Here is a 22,597-nt window from a genome sequence, read left to right as displayed (position 1 = left end):
CGGGGAGAGGCTAGGAACTCACACCCGCTTGCCGTTGTTCTTTTCCGCCGCCCTGCGCAGCGCTTCGGCGAGAGCGCCGCCGCCACCGGACGACTCCTGCTTGCGCGGAGCGGACGAGGTCATGCGTGACGGATTGCGCGCGCCGTTGTCGCGCTGCATGCCGGGGGCGTCCTTCTTAGGCCCGACCTCGTCGTCGAGGCGCAAGGTCAGCGAGATGCGCTTGCGGGCGACCTCGAAGTCCAGCACCTTGACCTTGACGATGTCGCCGGGCTTCACCACCTCGCGCGGATCCTTGATGTAGGTCCTGGACATCGCCGAGATGTGCACGAGGCCGTCCTGGTGCACGCCGATGTCGACGAAGGCACCGAAGGCGGCGACGTTGGTCACGGTGCCCTCGAGGATCATGCCCTTCTTGAGATGCTTGATCTCCTCGACGCCCTCCATGAACACGGCGGCCTTGAAGGCCGGACGCGGATCGCGGCCAGGCTTCTCCAATTCCTTCAAGATGTCGGTGACCGTCGGCAGACCGAAGGTCTCGTCGACGAAATCCTTCGGTTTCAAGGTGCGCACGATCTCGCTGGAGCCGATCAGCGCCTTGATGTCGCTCTTGGTGGCGCTGAGAATCCGGCGCACCACCGGATAGGCTTCCGGATGCACGCCGGAGGCGTCGAGCGGGTCCTCGCCGCCGAGGATGCGCAGGAAGCCGGCGCACTGCTCGAATGCCTTCGGCCCGAGCCGCGGCACATCCTTGAGCGCCTTGCGCGACTTGAACGGGCCGTTGGCGTCACGGTGTGCCACGATGCTCTGGGCGAGGCCCGAGCCGACACCCGACACGCGGGCAAGCAGCGGCGCGGACGCGGTGTTAACGTCGACGCCGACCGCGTTCACGCAGTCCTCGACCACGGCATCCAGCGACTTGGCGAGCTTGGCCTGGCCGAGATCGTGCTGATACTGGCCGACGCCGATCGCCTTGGGCTCGATCTTGACGAGCTCGGCGAGAGGATCCTGCAGCCGCCTCGCGATCGAGACCGCGCCGCGCAGGGTGACGTCGAGACCGGGCAATTCCTCCGAGGCGAAAGCCGAGGCCGAATAGACCGACGCGCCGGCTTCGGACACCACGATCTTGGTCATCTTCAGCTCGGCCAGCCCCTTGACGAGATCGCCTGCGAGCTTGTCGGTCTCGCGCGAGGCGGTGCCGTTGCCGATCGCGATCAGCTCGACACGATGCTTCAATGCCAGCTTGCCGAGGATCGCGAGCGACTCGTTCCACTGCCGCTGCGGCTCGTGCGGATAGATCACGGCGGTATCGACCACCTTGCCGGTCGCATCGGTGACGGCGACCTTGACGCCGGTGCGATAGCCGGGATCGAGCCCCATGGTGACGCGGGTGCCGGCCGGAGCGGCCAGCAGCAGGTCGCGCAAATTGGAGGCGAACACGCGCACGGCCTCGGTCTCGGCGGCATTCCACAGCCGCATGCGCAAATCGATGTTGAGATGCACCTGGATCTTGGTGCGCCAGGCCCAGCGCACGGTGTCGATCAGCCAGCGGTCGCCGGCGCGCTTGAGATCGGCGATGCCGAACCGCTTCATGATCTTCAGTTCGTAGGCGCTGGGCACGCCGGGCGGCGGCGCCTCGGCTTCGGCCTGGATCTGCAGGTCCAGGATCTCCTCCTTCTCGCCGCGGAACATCGCGAGGATGCGGTGCGAGGGCAGCTTGGTCAGCGGCTCGGAGAAGTCGAAATAGTCGGCGAACTTCTCGCCCTCGGTCTTCTTGCCGTCGCGCACCTTGGAGGCCATGCGCGCATTGGTCCACATCTCCTCGCGGAGTGCGCCGATCAAATCGGCGTCTTCGTCGAAACGCTCGACCAGGACGGCGCGGGCTCCGTCCAGCGCTGCGGCGGCGTCAGCAACGCCCTTCTCGGCGTTGACGAAGGCTTCGGCCACGATCTTCGGATCGTTCGTGGGCTCCGCCATCAGCTGGTTGGCGAGCGGCTCGAGGCCGGCTTCCTTGGCGATCTCCGCCTTGGTGCGGCGCTTCGGCTTGAACGGCAGATAGATGTCTTCGAGGCGGGCCTTGCTGTCGGCGGCGAGAATGGAGGCTTCGAGGGCAGCATCGAGCTTGCCCTGCTCGCGGACTGATTCGAGGATGGCCTTGCGACGGTCTTCGAGCTCGCGCAGGTAACCGAGACGCTCTTCCAGGGTGCGCAATTGTGCGTCGTCGAGCGCACCGGTCGCTTCCTTGCGGTAGCGGGCGATGAAGGGAACCGTGGCGCCACCGTCGAGCAGCGTCACCGTCGCCTCGACCTGCTCGGCCCGAACCCCAAGCTCCTGCGCAATTTTCTGGTTGATATTTGCCACGCGAGAAATTCCCTCCAAGCACGCAACGCGGCGGCGAACCACCGGCCACGGGACGCCGCTTATGGACCAACCGGGGTCGATTCATCAAGGTACCGCAGAGAACCGTCGACAGGGGATTTTTTGTCGAGATGATGCGATCTCGCCACATTCGTGGGGACGTGCTGCTCTCGTGTCCCGGACGCGCTGCAGCGTTCTTACGCTGCTGCGCAGAGCCGGGACCCAAAAGCGGCACGGCATGCGGCGACATGGGCCCCGGCTCTGCAGCGCACCAGCCCGAACGATGCTTCGCATCGCCGGGGCCGCTGCGCTGCGTCCGGGGCACGAGAGCGAAATGTGTCGCCCGCTCTCGCCACGCCGCCAGTCCCGTAGGGTGGGCAAAGGCGCGAAGCGCCGTGCCCACCGAATTCATCTTGCGGCACGAGACGCGTGGGCACGCTTTCCGCCGTCGCTCTTCGAGCTATGGCGGACAAGCCGCTTTGCCCACTCTACGATGTCGGTGATTGTGACTCGCGGACATGCCTTCTCCTTCTCGCGGCGCTTCCGCCCGAGTCTTGCTCTCTTCTTCACGCCCTCAATGGAAAGGGCGCAGGGAAGGCCGGGCGCCGGCTTGGCACCCACAATCCGCCGTGCGATGAAAACGCACACGCAATGCACAACGGATCAACAGGTGAAGCCGAGACGTCCGGCCTTCCCTGCGCGATGTTTGACGGCGTATGGCGCGCTCTCCCGGGAGCCGAACTTTCCTTTGGCCTCCCTCGTCCTCGCGAATTGACGGCGCGCTTCGCCCGGTTGGGCCCGGCGCACCTCCGCAAGACTTGGCTGTGGCAACGACAGCCAGGACCACGCGATTTGACCGTACGCATCAGCGCCGCTCGTCCGCACGCGGCCAGGACCTCACGGGGTTTGCCCGCCCTGCTCCCGCCTCTCGTGCACGACGCTGCCGCGTCCACCGCTCCCCGATCCGCGGTTCGAAACGACGTACGACCGCCCCTTTCGCCGGATCAGGATGGACGACACATACGCCGAAACCGAATTTCGGTAAAGTGGAATATTTTGACGCAGGTCGATTGACCGAGGAATTGGTGTTTTGCCTGACGGGCAACGCAAGGTCTTGTAGGGCGGATTAGTACTACTGAGTCAGCGTGTCGCGGTCTATTGAGACTGAGAATCAAGTATTTGGGGAGATTCGTTATTTGGCACTTGGAGGGCCAGATGGATCTCGATCAGGGCGGAGATTGCGAAGCGCGGTTTGGGAAGTACGTAGCGGGTCTTGGGAGCGTGATCGGTCACGCGGATCGGACGAGGCAGCTGCGTGACTACTGCACCGGCCTGATACTGCCGGGTGAGCGCAAGAGCGTGGAGCCGATGGCAGCGCGGACGGCACCGGCTCGAGCGTCCGCCCAGCACCAATCTCTGTTGCATTTTGTCGCCGACGCGACCTGGTCGGACGAGGATGTGCTCGCCAAGGTGCGAGAGCTTGTGCTGCCTGCGATCGAGAGGAGCGGACCGATCGAGGCGTGGATCATCGACGACACCTCGTTCCCCAAGCAAGGCAAGCATTCGGTCGGCGTACATCACCAATATTGCGGGCAACTCGGCAAGCAGGCCAATTGCCAGGTGGCAGTGTCGCTGTCGATCGCCAACCGCTCTGCCAGCTTGCCGGTCGCCTATCGGCTCTATCTTTCACAGGAGTGGGCCAAGGACCGTGTCCGACGGAACAAGGCAGGCGTTCCGAAGGAGGTCAAGTTCAAGACAAAGTCGCAAATTGCACTGGAGCAGATCAGATGGGCCTGCAAGGCCGGCCTGCCGCGCGGCGTTGGACTGATGGACGCGGCCTATGGCAGGGACTCGCAACTGCGCGCGGGCATGACGGAGTTGGGGGTGCCTTACGTGGTCAGCATCGTGCCGACCATATTGATGTGGGCCCCAGGCAGCGGCCCACGGCGGATGGACAAGCCGATGAACAACACGGGCCGTCGCGACGAGCCCGATCTGATCTCGGCCAAGAAGGTGGCGCTCGGTTTGCCGAAGCAGGCCTGGCGCACGGTGACGTGGCGCGAAGGCTCGGCTGAGAAGTTGTCCTCGCGCTTCGCGCATGTGCGCGTCCGCGTCGGGTACAACAAGCTGATCCCCGAGACATCATCGCCCGAATGGCTGTTGATCGAATGGCCGGAGGGCGAAGCAGAGCCCACCAGATACTGGCTCTCGACCTTGCCCGAGACTATCGACATCCAGCAGCTCGTCGACATGGCCAAGCTGCGTTGGCGCATCGAGCGCGACTATCAGGAGCTGAAGCAGGAGGTCGGACTCGGTCACTACGAGGGACGCGGCTGGCGCGGCTTCCATCACCACGCGACCCTGTGCATCGCGGCTTATGGGTTCTTGATCGCCGAGCAGGCGATGATTCCCCCCTCAGGACCTCGTTCCGTCACGCCGCTCCAGGTCCCTGCCTTACCCGACGATTATCGACCCAGAGGCTCTGCCCGCGCGGCCTGAACGCCACGTCCCAAACTCGATCGCAACCGTGCGCGTGCGGCTGATTTACGATCTCATCAAAACCTTGTCACGGTGTCCCTGCTGCGGAGCCATCGCCCCACCTAGAACCCGACGAACGACCGTGACGCAGTAAGATTAGCCGAAGGCGTAATCCGCAGCGCTGCCCCGCAGAGACAGACAGAGGCGGATTACGCTCGCTAATCCGCCCTACGCACCGTGCACCTTGACATCCACCCCCGTTCCACGGCTGGCTGGCCCCGCCGGACCACCGAACTGCCCACGAGGACTACCAATGCGGACCACATCGGTCGGCGTCTTCAAGCTCGCCACCAGGGGCCCCGGCGACGTGTCCGGCCTCATGGACCTGATCGTTTCAGGCGCGATCAATCCGGCCTCCATTTTGGCCGTGCTCGGCAAGACCGAGGGCAATGGCGGCGTCAACGACTTCACGCGGGAGTATGCCGTTGCGGCACTGTCCACGGCGCTGGCGCCGAAGCTCGGCCTGACGCCACATGAGGTCGAGCAGCGCATCGCCTTCGTGATGTCGGGCGGCACCGAGGGCGTGCTCAGCCCGCACATTACGGTTTTCACGCGCCGGCAGGTCGAGACGTCGCCGAAAGGCATCTCCGGCAAGCGCTTGAGCATCGGCATGGCGCAGACCCGCGATTTCCTGCCTGAGGAGCTTGGCCGCTCGGCGCAGATCGCCGAGACCGCCAAGGCCGTGAAGGCCGCGATGGCGGATGCCGGCATCACCGATCCCATTGACGTCCATTTCGTGCAGATCAAGTGCCCGCTGCTCACCAGCGAGCGCGTCGAGGCGGCCGCCGCGCGCGGCAACAAGACCGCGACGATCAGCTCTTACAGCTCGATGGCTTATTCGCGCGGCGCCTCCGCGCTCGGGGTTGCGGTCGCACTCGGCGAGGTCACATCCGACATTTGCGATGAGGATGTGCTGCGGCGCTATGATTTGTTCTCGAAGGTCGCCTCGACCTCGTCCGGAATCGAACTGATGCACAACGTCGTCATCGTGCTCGGCAATTCGGAGACGTCCGCCAGCGCGTTCGAGATCGGGCATGCCGTGATGAACGACGCAATCGATGCGGCCGCGGTGGTATCTGCGTTGCAGAGCGTCGGGCTTGGTGCAAATCCGCAGCCGGGTCGCGAGCTCGTCAACATTTTCGCCAAGGCCGAGGCTTCGCCCGATGGCAGCGTGCGCGGCTTCCGTCACACCATGCTGGAAGACACCGACATCAGCTCGACACGCCATGCCCGCGCGGCGGTCGGCGGCTTGATCGCAGGCCTTGCCGGCACCGGGGTGGTCTATGTCTCCGGCGGCGCCGAGCATCAGGGGCCGGCCGGCGGCGGACCGGTTGCGGCGATCTCCCGACTGTTCTAATGACCCCGACCTCTCCGCCCGGCGCAACCCTGCCCCTCGTGCCGGCTCAGTTGATTAAACGCGGCTCCTTGCGAAAAGGGTGACGCCGTCTCAATGGGATTTTGACTTCATGACTTTGCCGATGAGCTGGAACGAATGGGCGCAGCACGATGGCCTGGGCCTCGCGGCGCGCGTCCGCAAGGGCGAGCTGACGGCAAAGGAGCTGGCACGCCAGGCTGCCGCGGGTGTCGCCAAGGTCAATCCGGCGCTGTCGGGCGTCGTCGAGCTGTTCGAGGACGTGATTGCCGATCCCGCCAAGGACGGCGCCAATCTGGCAGGTCCGTTCGCCGGCCTGCCGTTCCTGATGAAGGACCTCGGGCCGACCATGAAGGGCCGGCTGCAGGAAATGGGCTCGCTGCTGATGCGCGGCAACCGCGCCGCGGCCGATACGTTCCTCACCGGCAAATTTCGCCAGGCCGGCCTCAATCTGATCGGACGCACCACCACGCCGGAATTCGGCGTGTGCTCGTCGGCCGACAATCCCGCCGTCTACGTCACCCGCAATCCCTGGAATACCGATTATACCACTTGCGGCTCGTCGGCCGGCAGCGCCGCGATGGTTGCCGCCGGCGTGGTGCCGATCGCACATGCCACCGACGGCGGCGGCTCGATCCGCATTCCCGCCGGTGTCAACGGCAATATCGGGCTGAAAGTCTCGCGCGGCGTGTTCTCGCTGGCGCCGCACATGTCGGACCTCACCGGCCTCGTCTCGATCCAGGGCTGCCAGTCGCGCTCGGTGCGCGACACCGCCGCCTTCGTCGATCACGCCCGCGGACCAGCGCCCGGCGAGTTCATGCCGTTCTGGACCACGGCGCAGCCTTATTCGGAGATGATCAAACGCGATCCGGGCAAGCTGCGCATCGCGCTGTCGCACAGCTGGGGCGACTACACCGCGACGCCCGAGCTCGCAGCCGAGCTGGAGAAGACCGGCCGCTTCCTCGAAGGCCTCGGCCATCACGTCGACTACGCACTGCCCGAACTGGATTTCCGCGCCGCGTTCGAGGCGCAGACGATGTGCTACATCTCGAATTTCGCGGTGGTGATCTCCAACATGCTGGCCGCGCGCGGACTGGAAAGGCCGCCGGAAGATCTGATCGAGCCCATGAACATCCGGATCTGGGAAGCCGGCCGCCACACGACTTTCGCGGAGCGCGCGAAGATGCAAGGCGTGTTCAACACGACCTCGCGCGGCTTCGGTGCCTTCTTCGAGCAGTGGGACGTGATCCTGACGCCGATCACCGCGCTGCCGACGCCGAAGGTCGGCACCAGGGAATACCTCACCATCTCCGACAACCCTGATGTGCTCGACTGGTTCGGCAATCTCTGGCGCTTCTTCGCCTTCACGCCGCTGGCCAATCTCTGCGGCATGCCGGCGATCTCGATGCCGATGGCGAGCCAGGACCACGGCCTGCCGCTCGGCATCCAGGCCATCGCCAAACAGGCGGGTGACGGCCTGCTGCTGCAGCTCGCCGCCCAGATCGAGCGAGCACTCGACGGCAAGTGGAACGGCGGCAGGAAGCCGAAGGTGCATGTGAGCTGAGGCTTGGCCTATTTAGTCGTAGGCCCTGCGCTTGCGGCCATCCTTCGAGACGCCCGCTTTGGCGGGCTCCTCAGGATGAGGTGTTGTTTCGCGGCGATATCTTAGACCCTCATGGTGAGGAGCGCCGCCTTGCGGCGCGTCTCCAACCATGAAGGCCGACGCAGTCGCACCGCCAGCCTCAATTCTTCACCGCCGGGATCTCCTCCGCCATCGGCTGCTTCTGGCCCTGCTGGTACATCGCCAGCGCCTTGTCGAGCGCTTCGCGCAGCGCCAGCGCGGCGGCCACGCTGCAACGCAGATGCGCGGTCTGAATCACGTCGACCCTGACGGCGGCACCGACCGGCATCAGCAAATTCGCGGCGAGCTCGATCTGGATCGCGCCGTTGTGATGGCCGAAACAGGACGCGCCGTCGAAATAGATGATCGGCGCGCGCTCCGAGCTGGAGCTCGAAATGATGACGGGCCCCTGATTGGCGGCGGGCATTTCGGGGTCGGCCATGGGCGCTCCTTGCAGCAACGACGAACGAAGCGCCCACCATCGGTGCTTTGGTCCGCCCTGTCGAGGCCCATTCGGGGGTTTTGCGCCGCGCCCGACACTGGTCTAGAACCTCCCCATGAGCACCCTACCGATCACGCTCCCGTTCGAGGAACTCGCCGAAGCCATCAAGGGCCGCCGTTCCGACTACGGCCATATCAGCGGGCTGCAGCTCGACCGTTTCGCACCTCGCGAGGCCTGGTCCAGCCTGCCCTATCGTCCCGTCTTCGTCGGCGACACCGAGACCGGCGTGCTGCATGGCGGCGTCGTCACCGCGATGCTGGACGAGAGCTGCGGCATGGCGGTGCAACTTGCGCTCGACGGCACGAGCGCGATCGCAACGCTCGATCTGCGCATCGACTATCAGAAGCCGGCTACGCCCGGTCTCGACATCAAGGCGCATTCGGTCTGCTACCGCACCACGCGCTCGATCGCCTTCGTGCGCTCGACGGCCTACCAGGAGTCCGAGGACGATCCGGTCGCGACCGCAACCGCCTGCTTCATGATCGGCGCCAACCGCACCAACATGCTGGCAGACCGCAGGATGGATACGCGCAGCATCCCGACGCTGGAGGCCCCGGAGGATCCGGACGGTCCGTTCGCGAACAGCCCGTTCGCGCGCGCGCTGGGCATTCGCGTCAATGACGACGGCGCACTGACGATGCCGTTCTCTCCGCAGATCATCGGCAATCCGATCCTGCCCGCGATCCATGGCGGCATGACCGGCGCCTTCCTCGAGACCACTGCGATCTTCGGCGTGAGGCGCGAGCTCGGCATCGCCGCGCTGCCCAAGCCGATCGGACTCACCATCAACTATCTTCGCTCCGGCCGCGCGCTCGACACCTTCGCCAACGTCTCGATCGTGAAGCAGGGCCGGCGCATCGTCGCCTTCGAGGCGCGCGCCTGGCAGGACGATGCGGACAAGCCGATCGCCACCGCCTTCGGTCATTTCATGCTGCGCCCGACGCCCGGACGCGACGAGGAATAGGCGTATTTTGACTTGACGGCCGCAGTTCCGGCCACAACGATGGTACGTCCCCGCGAGAGGTATTCGGTTGCGGCATCCGCTCGACATCATCGCCATGTTCGCCGCGCTCTGGCTGCTGGCCTCGATGATGCTCGACGCGTTGACGCCGAAGGAGCTGACCGCGATCATGATCGGCGTGGCGATCGGGCCTGCGATGGTCATCACGGCCGTGTTCTACTATTTGCGCTGCCCGCGAACGGACTTCGCGGTGATGTTTGCCGCGCTCTGGCTGATCTCGGACATCGCGATCGCCTTCGTCTCGCCGACGCAGCTGCCGCATTTCCTGATCGTGCTCGGCTTCGTGCCGGCCCTGACGATCGGCAGCGTGCTGCACTGGCAACGCTTCCAGCGCCGCCACGCGCAACTGCCCGCGCCTTCGGTGAAGCGGGGCTAGCGGGGCAGGAGATTCGTCCTGGCGAGGTCGAGCACCTCGTCGCCGCGGCCGTTCATCACCGCGCGCAGCACCCAGAGGCTGAAGCCCTTGATCTGCTCGGGCGTGATGGTCGGCGGCATCGACAGCTCCTGCTTGGCGGTGACGACGTCGAGCAGCGCCGGGCCGTCATGGGCGAGCATCTCCTTGACGGCACCGGGCAGCTCGCCCGGGTCCTCGACGCGTTTGGCAAAGATGCCCATCGCGCGCGCCATCGCTGCGAAGTCGGGGTTCTCCAGGTCGACATTGGTGTCGACGAAGCCTGCCGCCTTCATCTCCAGCGCGACGAAGCCGAGCACGCCGTTGTTGAAGATCACCACCTTCACCGGCAGCTTCATCTGCGTCAGCGTGATCAGATCCCCCATCAGCATGGTGAAGCCGCCGTCGCCCGACAGCGAGATCACCTGGCGGCCGGGCTGGGCCGCCTGCGCGCCGATCGCCTGCGGCATCGCATTCGCCATCGAGCCGTGCACGAAAGAGCCGATCAGACGTCGGCGGCCGTTCATGTCGAGATAGCGCGCGGCCCACACCGTGGGCGTGCCGACATCGGCGGTGAAAACCGCGTCGTCGGAGGCATGGTCGCTGATGATCTTGGCGAGATATTGCGGATGGATCGGCTTGCTTCCCGGCGTGCCCTTGGCAAGTGAATCCAGGCCCTCGCGCGCCTTCTTGTAGTGCGCGACGGCGTCGTCGAGATGCTTGCGCTGCGTCTTTGCCTTCAGCAGCGGCAGCAGCGCTTCGATGGTCAGCTTGACGTCGCCGACGAGGCCGAGGTCGATCTTGCAGCGGCGTCCCAGATTCTCGGGACGGATGTCGATTTGCACGACCTTCGCATCGGTGGGGAAGAACTGCTTGTAGGGGAAATCGGTCCCGAGCATCACCAGGGCGTCGCAGGCATGCATGGCCGCGTAGCCCGAGGAGAAGCCGATGAAGCCGGTCATGCCGACGTCGTAGGGGTTGTCATATTCGACATGCTCCTTGCCGCCGAGCGCATGCACGATCGGGCTCTTCAGCGCTTCCGCCAGCCGCATCAAGGGCGCATGCGCGCCGGCGCAGCCGCGGCCGCAGAACAGGGTGATGCGCTCGGCGCCGTTGAGGAGATCCGCCAGCGCCTGCAGCTCATCCGCCTGCGGCATCACCTTCGGCGCCGCCACGCTGAGCCCGCGGGTGGTCGACAGCCCGCGCTTGGGCGGGCTGCGGAACGCGACATCGCCGGGCATGGCGACGACGGCGACGCCGCGCAGGCCCACCGCCGCGCGGATCGCATTTTCCAGCACGTAAGGAAGCTGGCTCGGGTCGGAGACCAGTTCGCAATAATGGCTGCATTCGCGGAACAGGTTCTGCGGATGGGTCTCCTGGAAATAGCCGCTGCCGATCTCGGCGGTCGGGATCTGCGCAGCGATTGCCAGCACGGGGACGCGGCTGCGATGCGCATCGAACAGGCCGTTGATCAGATGCAGATTGCCGGGGCCGCAGGAGCCCGCGCACACCGCGAGGCTTCCGGTCATCTCGGCTTCGCCGGCCGCAGCGAAGGCTGCGACCTCCTCGTGGCGGACATGGATCCATTCGATGGTGCCGCGGCGGCGCAGCGACTCCGTCAAGGCGTTCAGGCTGTCGCCGACGATGCCGTAGATGCGCTTGACGCCGGCCTGTTCGAGCGTTGCCACGAACAGATCGGCCACGTTGTTGATCGCCATGTCGGTCTCCTGTCGCCGGTCTCACTCCGCGATGCATCACATCAGCATCGCGGCAATATGAGGCACAATAGGCCAGGACGGGATCACGGCTAGTTTATTGCCGTCAGTCTTTCTGAATTGCCCGATCGTAAGCCGTGATCGTCGCCCTGGCGCGCGCGGCGACATCGGCCGCGCTCATGCCGGGCTTGTAGAGGCTGGAGCCGAGCCCGAAGGCGGTAACGCCGCCCTTGATGTATTCGGCAAAGTTCTGATCGGAGACGCCGCCGACGGCCGCGATCATCACACCCGACGGCAGCACGGCGCGGATCGCGGCGATGCCGGACGCACCCAACACGCTGGCCGGGAAGAACTTCAGGCCCGATGCGCCGGAGCGCGCCGCGAGCAGCGCCTCGGTCGGCGAGAACACGCCGGGCAGCGTCACCATGGCGTATTGATGCGCACGCACCAGCACCTGCGTATCCACATTCGGCGAGACCATCAGCCTGCCGCCGACGTCGTTGAGACGATCGACATCCGCGGTGGCCAGCACCGTGCCGGCGCCGATCAGCACGTCCGGAGGCGCCCGCTTCACCGCCGTTGCGATGGAGCGGAACGGATCGGGCGAATTCAGGGGAATTTCGATCGCGGTCATGCCGGCCTCGATCAGCACGCCGACGATCGCCTCGGTCTCCTCGGGCTTGACGCCGCGCAGGATCGCAACCAGCGGTCGTTTCATCGGCGGGAAGGGAATGCTCATCTCAAAAATCCTTTGATGTCGTCCAGATCGCGGCAGCCGCCATCGACAGGCCGCGTCGAACGGCTTCATCCGCATCGACCGGACTGGCGTTGACCGACAGCGTCTCGAACGCCAGCCGGTACAGCACCGCAAGCCGCCCCGCGGCAATCAGCCTGACACCCGCTTGCGGCACGGGGCCGGCGAGCCCGGCCGCCAGCTCGACGCCGATCAACGTGCCCGACAGCGTCTCGCGCGCCGCGGCCGGCGTTCCGCCGAACAGCAGCTGGCGCGACCGCGCGCCGAACAAATGATTGGCGACGAAGGCCGGCGCCTCGTAAGCGGCTTTCACCGCCGCCTGGAAGCTTGCGACATCCTCGGCCTCGTCGGCGCCGGCGACCGCGAGCGACAGGATGGTCTCGCGCGAGACGACGCTGAACAGCTCGCCGGTCATGAAGGTGGAGAACCGTTCGACGATGCCGTCCTTCACCCGCACCCATTTCGAATGCGTGCCGGGCATGCAGACCAGCGCCTCGCCGGCGGCTTCAAAGCCGAGCGCCCCGAGCAGCTGCGTTTCCTCGCCGCGCATGACGTCGGGCGCCCTGGCGTCGCGCTGCGCGATGCCCGGCAGGATGCGGATGTCACGCGCTTGCCCGGGGACGCGCACGGCCTGGTTCAGGACGGCCGCGAGCGGTGCCGGCGTGTCGACATAACCGGCCTCGACCCAGCCGGTTTTGGCGCCGGCCATGCCGCAGACCAGAACCGGCACATGATCCGGCGCTTCGACCGCCGCGAGATGTGATTGCAGCACGGCCGGAAAGCCGGCCTTCGCGGCCGCCAGCATGCCCTCGCCGCTGCGGCGCTCGGCCAACACCTGGCCGGCACGATCGACCAGCCACAGCCGGAAGCTGCTGGTGCCCCAGTCCACCGCGACATAAGCGGGCTCGGTCATTCGGAACTGTCCTCGTCTCACGGCCGGGACGCCGTCTCGCGACGATGAGACGAGGTCTTTCAAGTCTTTGCCGAGATACCGGCTATTGCGCGGGCAAACCAGCCCTTTCTCGTCGATTTGAAGCTGCGCCGCTCTGGCACACCGCTTGCTCGAGCAGGCCTGCTCAACTCCGTCAACGCGCGACAAGACGCGTCAACATCAGATGAGGAAACCCATGGAAATCGGCTATTTCACGATGCCTTCGCATCCGCCGGAGTGCGGCCTGAAGGAAGGGCACGATTGGGACCTGCAGGTCCTGCGCTGGCTCGACGAACTCGGCTATCAGGAGGCCTGGATCGGCGAGCACCACACCGCGCCCTGGGAACCCAATCCCACCCCGGACCTGCTGATCGCGCAGGCGCTGATGCAGACCAAGAAGCTTCGCATCGGGCCGGGTGGCTTCCTGCTGCCCTATCACCACCCGGCCGAGCTCGCCAACCGCGTCGCGATGCTCGACCATCTCTCCGGCGGCCGGCTCAATTTCGGCGTCGCCGCATCCGGCCTGCCGAGCGACTGGGCCATGTTCAACGTCGATGGCATGAGCGGGCAGAACCGCGACATGACCCGCGAGGCGCTCGAGATCATCCTGAAGATGTGGAGCGATCCCGCGCCGTGGACCTACAAGGGCAAGTTCTGGACGGTGACCAAGCCGGACACGATGTTCGACTTCCTCAAGCCGCACATCAAGCCGCTGCAGACACCGCATCCGCCGATCGGAGTCGCCGGGCTCTCCAAGAACTCGGACACGCTGAAGCTTGCCGGTGAGCGCGGCTTCATTCCGATGAGCCTCAACCTCAACCCGGCCTATGTCGGCAGCCACTGGGACTCGGTCGAGATCGGGGCGGCCAAGACCGGGCGCAAGCCGAACCGCGCCGATTGGCGCCTCGTGCGCGAGGTGTTCGTCGCCGACACCGACGAGGAGGCCTGGAAACTCTCGACCGGCGACATGATGGGCCGGATGATGGGCGAGTACTTCCTGCCGCTGCTCGGCCATTTCGGCTTCAAGGACTATCTGAAGCACGCGCCCGACGTGCCCGATAGCGACGTCACCGTCGAATATTGCGCCAAGCGGAACTGGATCGTCGGCTCGCCCGCGACCGTGGCCGAGAAGATCGAGAAGATCTACGACGAGGTCGGCGGCTTCGGCGTGCTTTGCGTGTTCGGCTTCGACTACAAGCACAAGCCGGAAGCCTGGCACCACTCGCTCTCGCTGCTCAAGAACGAGGTGATGCCGCGCCTGAAGCATCTCGGCTCCGCGAAGAAGGCGGCTTGACGCTCAGCGGGTGCGGCGCGATCGTGCCGCACCCGCTTCTATTTTCTTTCGGAGATTTCCGCGTGACGGCCGACGCCAGTCCTCTCGACGCCAATCCTCTCGACGCAAAGGATTTCAAGCAGGCGATGCGCCAATGTGCCGGAGCCGTGGCGCTGGTCACGGTCGGGGCCGAGCACGGCAAGCGCACGGGATTGACGGTGACATCGGCCTGCTCGCTGTCGGATAGCCCGCCCTCGCTGATCGTCTGCGTCAACCGCAACGCCAGCGCACATGCGCGCATCCGCGAGGAAGGCGCCTTCGCGATCAACTTCCTGCATGAGGATCACGCGCTGCTCGCGCTCACCTTCAGCGGCCAGAAGGGCGTCAACGGCGACGACCGCTTTGCGTTCGGACAGTGGACGCGTGGGGCCACGGGTGCGCCGGTGCTTACGGATGCCGTCGCTGCGTTCGATTGCGTGCTGGCGCAGGAATTCGAGACGACGACGCATTCGATCTTCGTCGGCGAGGTGCGCGGCGTGTCGCACGGCGCGGAAGCGACTCCGCTGATCTATCTCCGCAGCAGCTTCCACACGCCGCGCGAGATGCGCGGCACCGTCACGGTAGGCGATCTCGACTCGCGGCATCTGAGCTGGAGCGATTTTTCGTAAAGAACGGCGCTCTCTTTCCTTCTCCGCTTGTGGGCGAAGGTGGCGCGAAGCGCCGGATGAGGGTATATCTCCGAGGGCTCAGTTGAGAATTGGACTCGTGGAGAGACACTCCTCACCCGTCTCGCCGCTCCGCGGCGATCCACCCTCTCCCACAAGAAGGGGAGCGGGGAAGAAAGGGACGCCTACTGCGCCGTCTCGATCTTCATCGCCTTGATCTTCCGATACAGCGTTGCGCGACCAAGCTTCAGGACCCGCGCCGCTTCCGTGACGCGGCCACCATGCTTGCGCAAAGCTTCCACAATCGTCGCACGCTCGGCCGCTGCGAGATCAGGCTCTGCCCTCCCGCCGAACGGCGGCAGATCGAGATCGGCATCGGTGATCACCCCATCCTCCGCGGTGCAGCCGGCGAGCCGCAGCACGTGGCGAAGCTGGCGCATGTTACCGGGATAGGAATAGGCCGAGAGCCGCGACCATGCTTCGTCCGAGACGCGGCAGTTCGGCGCCTCCTCGCGCGCGATCTGGCGGATGACGTCGTCCCGGTCGGCGCGCTCGCGCAAGGCGGGCAGCCGCACCTCCAGGCCGCGCAGGCGGAAATAGAGATCGGCGCGGAAGGCGCCCTCCTCCGCCATGCGGCCGAGATCGCGGTGGGTGGCGCTGATCAGGCGGATGTCGACGGCGGCGGGCTTGAGCGCGCCGAGCGGCCAGACCTCGCGGTTTTCCAGCACGCGGAGCAGCCGCGTCTGCAGCGCGATCGGCATGTCGCCGATCTCGTCGAGGAACAGCGTACCGCCGTCGGCCTGCACGATCAGCCCCTTCGAGCCGTCGCGCCGCGCACCGGTGAAGGCGCCGGCCTCGTAGCCGAACAGTTCGGCGTCGATCAGGCTCTCCGGCATCGCCGCGCAGTTCAGCGCGACGTAATTGCCGCGCGCCCGGCTACTGCCGGCGTGAATGGCGCGCGCGAACACGTCCTTGCCCACGCCGGTTTCGCCGTACAGCAGCACCGGCAGATTGTGATCGCCGATACTGCGGAGCCGCCTGACGCTTCTGATCAAGCCGGGATCGCGACCGGCGAGCCGATGCAATGCGTCGAAGCGATCGACCGGCTCATCGCGGCGCGGTGCAAGCGGGCGCACCGATGATCTCGCCCGCAGCGGCGGCGTAACATGCCCCTGCCCCAACCCGCTGCCATCGGCGCGGCGCAACTCGACTGTCTCGTCCGCGCTGCGAGCGGCATGATGATCGAACTTGACGTAGCGCGACAGATCGATGCCGGATGCGATCAAGCCGTCGGTGAGCCCCAGCAATGCGCGCGCCGAACGGCAGGCGCCGACGATGCGGCGATCCTCGTCATAGGCGAGCAGACCGCTGCCGCCGTCGCCCGGCACGGTTGCGATCCAGGCGTTGCGGAAATGACCGCGGAAGATCGCGCCCTCCATGCGCCGTGTCGCCTCCATCGTCACCGCGAGCGCGAGCTGATGCGCAGCGCGCTCGAGATCTTCCCGGCAAGAAGTGATGTTCACGGCGCCGGTGAGGCGACCGGCCTGGTCGAACAGCGGCACCACGGCGCAGGAGAACATGTGCCACTGCGCGCGAAAATGCTCGTCACGATGCACCAGGATCGGCTTCTGCTCCGCAAGAGCGGTGCCGAGCCCGTTGGTACCTTCGAAAGCCTCGGAAAAATTCGAGCCCGTGTAGATCTTCCAGTCCATGAACATCCGCGCGTCGGCCTCGCCGGGCAGGCGGCTGAACAGCATGGTGGCGTTGGCATCCGCCAGGTTGACGCAATAGCCGGCATCGCGCAGCACGCGGGCGAGGTCGTCGAGCTCGGGCGTGACGAGCCGGATCATCTCCTCCATCGGCTCGGCGACGTGACGGATCTCGGCTTCGCTAAGCGTCTGCGGCGGCCCCTGCCGGGCGGGATCGAGCTTGTGGCTGATGAGGCAACGCCGCCAGGAACTCGCGATCCGCGACGAGGCATCGACGTCGGCCAACTGATTGGCGACGGACAAGACACGGGCGACATGGTTCGAGGCCGACAGGCTGGCCATCGCGGACGTCTCCACCCTGTATTATTGTGCAAAGTCTGGCACCACAGGCGGGGATGTCAATCGGGAACAGGGAACGGGGGCTATTGCTGCACCGCCCTCACCACGTATCGATGCACGGCCGCTTCTTCCCGGGCCGCGCCGGCGGCGTCGGCACCGACCGCAGGCCGGCCGTGATCCAGCGCCGTGTTTCGGCGGGGTCGATGACGTTGTCGATTTCGAACACCGAGGCGATCGAGACCGCCTTGCCGTTGGCATAGAGCTCGGCGACCTTGTTGCGGTAATAGGTCTCGCGCTCCTCGGGGTCGGCGATCGCCTCCATCTCCTTGCGGAAGCCGAGCCGGACGTAGCCCTCCAGGCCCATGCCGCCGAACTCGCCGGTCGGCCAGGCCGCGGTGAAGAACGAGGCGTGGAAGCCGCCGCCGATCATCGACTGTGCGCCCAAGCCATATCCCTTGCGCAGCACGATGCCGAACAGCGGCACGGTGAGGCTCGCGCCGGTCACGAACATGCGCGAGACGTGGCGCACGATCGCGGTCTTCTCCGCTTCGGGGCCGACCATGAAGCCGGGCGTGTCGCAGAGCGAGACGATCGGCAGATCGAAGGCGTCGCAAAGCTGGAGGAAGCGTGCCGCCTTGTCGCCGGCATCGGCATCGATCGCACCGCCGAGATGGCGCGGATTGTTGGCGATCAGGCCGAACGGCTTGCCCTCGATCCGGATCAGCGCGGTGATCATGCCGACGCCGTAGTCGCGGCGCAGCTCCAGCACGCTGTCCTTGTCGGCGACGAGATCGATCACGCTGCGGATGTCGTAGACGCGCAGCCGGTTCTCGGGGATGGCGCGGCGCAGCAGGCGCTGGTCGGCGGCCTCCCACTCGGACACCGCGCCCTGGAAGTAGGACAGATATTTCTGAGCGACCCTTGTCGCCTCCTCTTCGTCCTCCACCAGGATGTCGATGACGCCGTTCGGCGACTGGAACGAGACAGGGCCGACCTCGGCCGGATGATAGACGCCGAGCCCGCCGCCCTCGATCATGGCGGGACCGCCCATGCCGATCGAGGCGTTCTTGGTGGCAATGATGACGTCGCAGCAGCCGAGCATTGCGGCATTGCCGGCGAAGCAATAGCCGGAGACGACACCAATCACCGGCACGAGGCCGGAGAGCCTTGCGAACTGCACGAAGGACGGACCGTCGAGCCCGGTCATGCCGAGCCGGTCGGTGTCGCCGGGCCGGCCGCCGCCGCCCTCGGCGTAAAACACCAGCGGCACGCGCCAGTCTTCCGCCAACGTCAGCATGCGGTCGATCTTCTTGTGGTTCATGTGACCCTGCGTGCCCGCGAGCACGGTGTAGTCGTAGGCCACGACGATGCAACGTGCGGCCTCGCCGCCGAATTGTTCGGCGTTGACGGTGGCGACGCCCATCACGAGGCCGTCGGCCGGCGTGTTCTTGATGAGATCGTCGAGCTTGCGGCGGCGGCGCTGCGCTGCGATCGCGAGGCTGCCATACTCCATGAACGAGCCTTCGTCGACGAGCTGGGCGACGTTCTCGCGCGCGGTGCGCTGGTTGGTATTGCGGCGGCGCTCGACCGAGGCCGGTCGGTTCGCATCCTGCGTGTTGGCCTGACGCGCGATCAGCTCGGCGAGATCAGGGCGGATGTGATCGAGGTCGATATCGGCCTCCGCGGCCGCGCTGTCAGCCGCGACGTCGAGCGGTTCGAGATACATGATCGCCTCGCCATGCATCAGCGTGGCGCCGTCGCCGGCAGCGAGTTTCATGACGCGGCCGCCCTGCTCGGCCATCACGAGATGCTCCATCTTCATGGACTCGATCACGGCGAGCTGCTGGCCCGGGCGAACGATCTCGCCCTCCTTCACCTGAATGGTGACGATGGTTCCTTGCAGCGGTGCTGCGACCATCACCGTGCCTTCAGGCACCGCTTGCGCGACGTGCGTCTCGGCGTGCGCGCCATCTCGCCCGGACGGGGCGAAGTAGAGCGGCTTTGCCGCACCATCGGCGGCATCGACGAGCCTTGCGACATTGCGATCGATGAAATCGGTCGCGATGCGGTTGGTCCGGAAATCGGGATGCGCCAGCACCGCCTGGAGGAAGGCGATATTGGTGACCACACCTTCGATCCGGAATTCGCGCAAGCTCCGCGAAGCCTTTGCAACGACGTCATGCCAGGCTTCACCCGGCGTATGCACGATGACCTTTGCAAGCAGCGAGTCGAAGGCCGCGCTGGTCTTGTAACCGGCGTAACCGAAACTATCGACGCGCACGCCGGGCCCCGACGGCGGCTCGAACAATGCGAGCACGCCGCCGGTCGGGTGCGTCGCGCCCGTTGCGTCCAGCGTCTCCATGTTGACGCGGAGCTGCATGGCGTAGCCGCGCGGCTTCGGGACCGATCCCTGCGCGAGGCCGATCGAGGCGAGCGTCGCGCCTGATGCGACCGCGAGCTGGGCGCGCACGAGGTCAAGGCCGAGCACCTCCTCGGTCACGGTATGCTCGACCTGGAGCCTTGGATTGGCTTCGATGAAGGCAAAGCTGTCCTCGGCGGTGCCATCGACCAGGAACTCGAACGTGCCGAGATTGTCGTAAGCGGCTGCGGTCGCAAGCTGCTTGGCCGCCTCGATGATACGGCCGCGCAGGGCATCGCCCAACGACGGGCTGGGCGCGACCTCGATCAGCTTCTGGTGCCGGCGCTGGATGGTGCATTCGCGCTCCCACAGATGGGAGATCGCGCCGTGCTTGTCGCCGATGATCTGCACCTCGATATGGCGCGCCTGCCGGATCAGCCGCTCGGCATAGACGCCGTCGAAGCCGAACGCCGCCTTCGCCTCGGACTGGCAGCGTGCATAGGCCTCCGCGAGACCGGCCGCGTTCTCGACCACGCGCATGCCGCGCCCGCCGCCGCCGGCCATCGCCTTGATCACGATCGCCGCATTGCTGCCGAGAGAAGCGAAGAACGCCGTGATCTCCTCGAGGCTCGACGGCCCGCTGGTGCCGGCGATGATCGGCACGCCGCAACGCTTTGCCAAGTGCCGGGCCGCGACCTTGTCGCCGAACAATTCGAGCGCGGCTGGCTTCGGCCCGACGAACGTCATACCTGCATCGGCGCAGGCCTTGGCGAACGCCGCGTTCTCGCTGAGAAAGCCGTAGCCGGGATGCACGGCGTCGCAGCCGACGCCTGTCGCCGCCTTCACCACCGCATCGATATCGAGATAGGCCCGGGCGCCGCGGCCGGGAATTTCAACCGCCTCGTCGGCAACGCGCAGATGCAGCGACAGCGCATCATCAGCGGGATGGATCGCAACGGTGGCGATGCCGGCATCGGCCGCCGCGCGCGCGATGCGGATGGCGATCTCGCCGCGATTGGCGATCAGGAGTTTCTTGAACGACATCGTTTTCTTTCACTCGCATGCAGCATGTCACGCAGGATGCTGGTCGACCTCGCCGGTCGTGCCCAGCGGGAGAGGCCAAGCCTTGTCCCACAGGCTGTCCAAAGTGGAGAGGCAAGTCGTTTCGACGACGCCCGCGTTCATGAGGTCCTTCGATGCTGTCGCGAGGGCACGGACGTGCCCTCGCTCGACGCCATTACACGTCGATCACTGTACAGGTCATGTCAAGGAAAACGGCATCGGCGCTTTGCCAATGCCGTAAAGCGGAATACTGGACGCCTGGTCTTCAGGCTGCACGTACCGAGGTGAGGAAGGAGGTGACCCTCTGCTTCAGGCTCGTGCTGTCAGCCGCCAGCGAACGGGCCGCAGAAAGAACCTGGGTCGACGCGATTCCGGTTTCTGACGCCTCTCGCTGCACGTCGGCGATTCCGGCCGACACCTGCTGCGTTCCGTGCGCGGCCTGTTGAACGTTGCGCGAGATTTCCTGTGTCGCGGTGCCCTGTTCCTCGACTGCTGCGGCAATCGCCGATGCGATTTCGGAGAGGCCGCCGATGGTATCGCCGATTTCCTTGATGGCCGCCACCGACTCGCCGGTCGCAGCCTGCATCCCGCTGACCTGCTCGCCGATCTCGCCGGTGGCCTTGGCGGTCTGCTCAGCCAGCAGCTTCACTTCCGACGCGACCACGGCGAAGCCGCGGCCGGCATCGCCCGCACGTGCGGCTTCGATGGTGGCATTGAGCGCAAGCAGGTTGGTCTGCGCGGCGATCCCGTTGATGAGCGCGACAATGTCTCCGATGCTGCTCGCGGCGCGGGCCAATTCGTTGACCCTTTCGTTGGTTTTCTGTGCCTGCGCGACGGCCTCGCCGGCCATGCGCGCCGAGGTCTGCACCTGCCGGCTGATTTCCGTGATCGAGGAGCTGAGCTCCTCGGTCGCCGCCGCGACCGACTGGACGTTGCTCGAAGCTTCGCCGGACGCAGAGGTCACCGCCTGCGCCAGGTCCTGCGACCGGTCGGCGGTCGAGGTCAGGCTGCCGGCGGAATTCTCGAGATTCCCCGCCGCATTCGAAACGGCCTCGATGATGGCGCCGACCGCATGTTCGAAATCGTCGGCGAGGCGATACACGTCCTGCTTGCGCTGTGCGGCCGTATCTGCACGCAATCTCTCCTGTTCGACGCGCAGCTTCTCGCTCTCGGCCATACGGTCGCGAAAATAGATCGTGGCACGCGCCATCTGGCCGACTTCGTCCACCCGCTTTGCTTCGGGGAGGTCGATCGACAAATCGCCGTCGGCCAGCGCCTGCATCGCCGCGCTGACGCCGCGAATGCTACGGCTGACGGCAAGGCCGACCAAACCAACGAGGCCGATGGCAGGAAGCGCAAGCAGCGCGATGATGCCGACGATCTTCCAGAACATGGTCATGAAGTCGGTCCAGATGTCGTTGACGAACACGCCGGTGCCGATGAAGATCTTCCACGGCGCAAACCCCTTGACGTAGGACAACTTCACCGCCGTCGCGGGATCGTCCTGCCGCAGCGGCCAGTCGTAGGCGTAGGTGCCTTCGTTCTTCTTGTTCACGATGTCGATCATCGCGGGGATGACAGGGACGCCCTTGGCGTCCTTGATACCGGAGACATCCTTGCCCATCAGCTTCGGACTGGGATGGGCGAACCCGACCTGGTCATAGGTATGGGCGAACAGATATTCGTCGCCGGAATAGCGGATCTTGAGCAGCGCGTCCTTGAAGCGTGCCTGCGCTTCATCCCGCGTCATCTGGCCGGCTGCGGCCGAAGCCTCGAACTTCTCCGCAAGGCTGTAGCCGGCTTCGACCATCGCCTTCAGGAGATTGACCCTGTCCTGGTACATCCGCTGGTACATCGACCACAGCGCGATACCGGTCACGCAGCAGATTGCCACCGCCATGGCGATCACGGCACTGAAAAGCTTGGTACGGATCGAAATCTGGTTCAGCACAGTCGTTCTCTCTGAACAGGGCGCCGCAACTGGCGTGCA

At 65.7% G+C, this 22,597-nt stretch carries 15 protein-coding genes; 7 read left to right on the top strand and 8 right to left on the bottom strand.

The features are described 5' to 3' along the window. Nucleotides 1-18: 18 nt before the first annotated feature. A complete protein-coding gene (locus CIT40_RS06725) occupies nt 19-2,358 on the bottom strand; it encodes a Tex family protein (protein ID WP_162307381.1) in 2,340 nt (779 codons plus the stop codon). A gap of 1,212 nt (nt 2,359-3,570) precedes the next feature. Here CIT40_RS06725 and CIT40_RS06720 point away from each other — a divergent pair. From CIT40_RS06720 to CIT40_RS06710, 3 genes are all read left to right on the top strand, one after another. Next, entirely contained in the window at nt 3,571-4,854 is a 1,284-nt protein-coding gene (locus CIT40_RS06720; protein WP_094890650.1) for an IS701 family transposase, read from the top strand. A 292-nt stretch (nt 4,855-5,146) separates the two neighbouring features. After that, nucleotides 5,147-6,250 (top strand): cyanuric acid amidohydrolase, encoded by a 1,104-nt coding sequence (atzD, locus tag CIT40_RS06715; protein ID WP_094895144.1) that lies wholly within the window; start codon nt 5,147-5,149, stop codon nt 6,248-6,250. A 109-nt stretch (nt 6,251-6,359) separates the two neighbouring features. Next, nucleotides 6,360-7,829, top strand: a complete 1,470-nt coding sequence (locus CIT40_RS06710) for an amidase (RefSeq protein WP_162307380.1) — start codon at nt 6,360-6,362, stop codon at nt 7,827-7,829. 178 nt (nt 7,830-8,007) lie between these two features. Here CIT40_RS06710 and CIT40_RS06705 read toward each other — a convergent pair whose 3' ends face one another. Then, complete coding sequence (locus tag CIT40_RS06705; protein WP_162307379.1) at nt 8,008-8,328, bottom strand: hypothetical protein; 321 nt, start codon at nt 8,326-8,328, stop codon at nt 8,008-8,010. Between the two features lie 115 nt (nt 8,329-8,443). Between CIT40_RS06705 and CIT40_RS06700 the strand changes: the two genes are divergently transcribed. Both CIT40_RS06700 and CIT40_RS06695 read left to right on the top strand, forming a co-directional pair. Beyond that, complete coding sequence (locus CIT40_RS06700) at nt 8,444-9,352, top strand: PaaI family thioesterase (RefSeq protein WP_094895142.1); 909 nt, start codon at nt 8,444-8,446, stop codon at nt 9,350-9,352. 67 nt (nt 9,353-9,419) lie between these two features. Beyond that, on the top strand, nt 9,420-9,785 hold the full coding sequence (locus tag CIT40_RS06695) for a hypothetical protein (RefSeq protein WP_162307378.1): 366 nt from the start codon (nt 9,420-9,422) through the stop codon (nt 9,783-9,785). Here CIT40_RS06695 and poxB read toward each other — a convergent pair. From poxB to CIT40_RS06680, 3 genes are all read right to left on the bottom strand, one after another. Beyond that, nucleotides 9,782-11,518 (bottom strand): ubiquinone-dependent pyruvate dehydrogenase, encoded by a 1,737-nt coding sequence (gene poxB / locus CIT40_RS06690; protein WP_094895141.1) that lies wholly within the window; start codon nt 11,516-11,518, stop codon nt 9,782-9,784. The two genes, CIT40_RS06695 and poxB, sit on opposite strands and share 4 nt — an antisense overlap. Nucleotides 11,519-11,621: 103 nt before the next feature. Further along, nucleotides 11,622-12,254: a 2-dehydro-3-deoxy-6-phosphogalactonate aldolase gene (locus CIT40_RS06685; protein ID WP_094895140.1), complete on the bottom strand. Its 633-nt coding sequence runs from the start codon at nt 12,252-12,254 to the stop codon at nt 11,622-11,624. A 1-nt stretch (nt 12,255) separates the two neighbouring features. Next, nucleotides 12,256-13,182 carry a 2-dehydro-3-deoxygalactonokinase gene (locus CIT40_RS06680; protein WP_094895139.1) on the bottom strand — a complete coding sequence of 309 codons (927 nt, stop codon included), beginning with the start codon at nt 13,180-13,182 and terminating at the stop codon, nt 12,256-12,258. A 214-nt stretch (nt 13,183-13,396) separates the two neighbouring features. Between CIT40_RS06680 and CIT40_RS06675 the strand changes: the two genes are divergently transcribed. After that, nucleotides 13,397-14,494, top strand: a complete 1,098-nt coding sequence (locus tag CIT40_RS06675) for an LLM class flavin-dependent oxidoreductase (protein ID WP_094895138.1) — start codon at nt 13,397-13,399, stop codon at nt 14,492-14,494. Nucleotides 14,495-14,619: 125 nt separating this feature from the next. Continuing rightward, nucleotides 14,620-15,141, top strand: coding sequence for a flavin reductase family protein (locus CIT40_RS06670; RefSeq protein ID WP_094895170.1), 522 nt, complete (start codon nt 14,620-14,622; stop codon nt 15,139-15,141). A gap of 182 nt (nt 15,142-15,323) precedes the next feature. Here CIT40_RS06670 and CIT40_RS06665 read toward each other — a convergent pair whose 3' ends face one another. From CIT40_RS06665 to CIT40_RS06655, 3 genes are all read right to left on the bottom strand, one after another. After that, nucleotides 15,324-17,189 carry a sigma-54-dependent Fis family transcriptional regulator gene (locus CIT40_RS06665; protein WP_162307377.1) on the bottom strand — a complete coding sequence of 622 codons (1,866 nt, stop codon included), beginning with the start codon at nt 17,187-17,189 and terminating at the stop codon, nt 15,324-15,326. A gap of 97 nt (nt 17,190-17,286) precedes the next feature. After that, a complete protein-coding gene (locus CIT40_RS06660; RefSeq protein WP_094895136.1) occupies nt 17,287-20,589 on the bottom strand; it encodes an acetyl-CoA carboxylase family protein in 3,303 nt (1,100 codons plus the stop codon). 283 nt (nt 20,590-20,872) lie between these two features. After that, the gene (locus tag CIT40_RS06655) at nt 20,873-22,558 is read right to left on the bottom strand and encodes a methyl-accepting chemotaxis protein (protein ID WP_094895135.1); all 1,686 of its coding nucleotides are present in this window, start codon (nt 22,556-22,558) and stop codon (nt 20,873-20,875) included. Nucleotides 22,559-22,597 lie beyond the last annotated feature (39 nt).

The organism is Bradyrhizobium amphicarpaeae (genome assembly GCF_002266435.3).
Lineage (GTDB): Bacteria > Pseudomonadota > Alphaproteobacteria > Rhizobiales > Xanthobacteraceae > Bradyrhizobium > Bradyrhizobium amphicarpaeae.
Note: the sequence above shows the minus strand (reverse complement) of the source record. Positions and strands in the feature narration are given on the sequence as shown.

Excerpts from the sequence above, each read along its gene's own strand:
- CIT40_RS06660 (WP_094895136.1), bottom strand. The coding sequence starts at position 20,589 with ATGTCGTTCAAGAAACTCCTGATCGCCAATCGCGGCGAGATCGCCATC.
- CIT40_RS06705 (WP_162307379.1), bottom strand. The coding sequence starts at position 8,328 with ATGGCCGACCCCGAAATGCCCGCCGCCAATCAGGGGCCCGTCATCATT.
- CIT40_RS06675 (WP_094895138.1), top strand. The coding sequence starts at position 13,397 with ATGGAAATCGGCTATTTCACGATGCCTTCGCATCCGCCGGAGTGCGGC.
- CIT40_RS06700 (WP_094895142.1), top strand. The coding sequence starts at position 8,444 with ATGAGCACCCTACCGATCACGCTCCCGTTCGAGGAACTCGCCGAAGCC.
- poxB (WP_094895141.1), bottom strand. The coding sequence starts at position 11,518 with ATGGCGATCAACAACGTGGCCGATCTGTTCGTGGCAACGCTCGAACAG.
- CIT40_RS06670 (WP_094895170.1), top strand. The coding sequence starts at position 14,620 with ATGCGCCAATGTGCCGGAGCCGTGGCGCTGGTCACGGTCGGGGCCGAG.
- CIT40_RS06710 (WP_162307380.1), top strand. The coding sequence starts at position 6,360 with ATGACTTTGCCGATGAGCTGGAACGAATGGGCGCAGCACGATGGCCTG.
- atzD (WP_094895144.1), top strand. The coding sequence starts at position 5,147 with ATGCGGACCACATCGGTCGGCGTCTTCAAGCTCGCCACCAGGGGCCCC.
- CIT40_RS06685 (WP_094895140.1), bottom strand. The coding sequence starts at position 12,254 with ATGAGCATTCCCTTCCCGCCGATGAAACGACCGCTGGTTGCGATCCTG.
- CIT40_RS06720 (WP_094890650.1), top strand. The coding sequence starts at position 3,571 with ATGGATCTCGATCAGGGCGGAGATTGCGAAGCGCGGTTTGGGAAGTAC.
- CIT40_RS06665 (WP_162307377.1), bottom strand. The coding sequence starts at position 17,189 with ATGGCCAGCCTGTCGGCCTCGAACCATGTCGCCCGTGTCTTGTCCGTC.
- CIT40_RS06680 (WP_094895139.1), bottom strand. The coding sequence starts at position 13,182 with ATGACCGAGCCCGCTTATGTCGCGGTGGACTGGGGCACCAGCAGCTTC.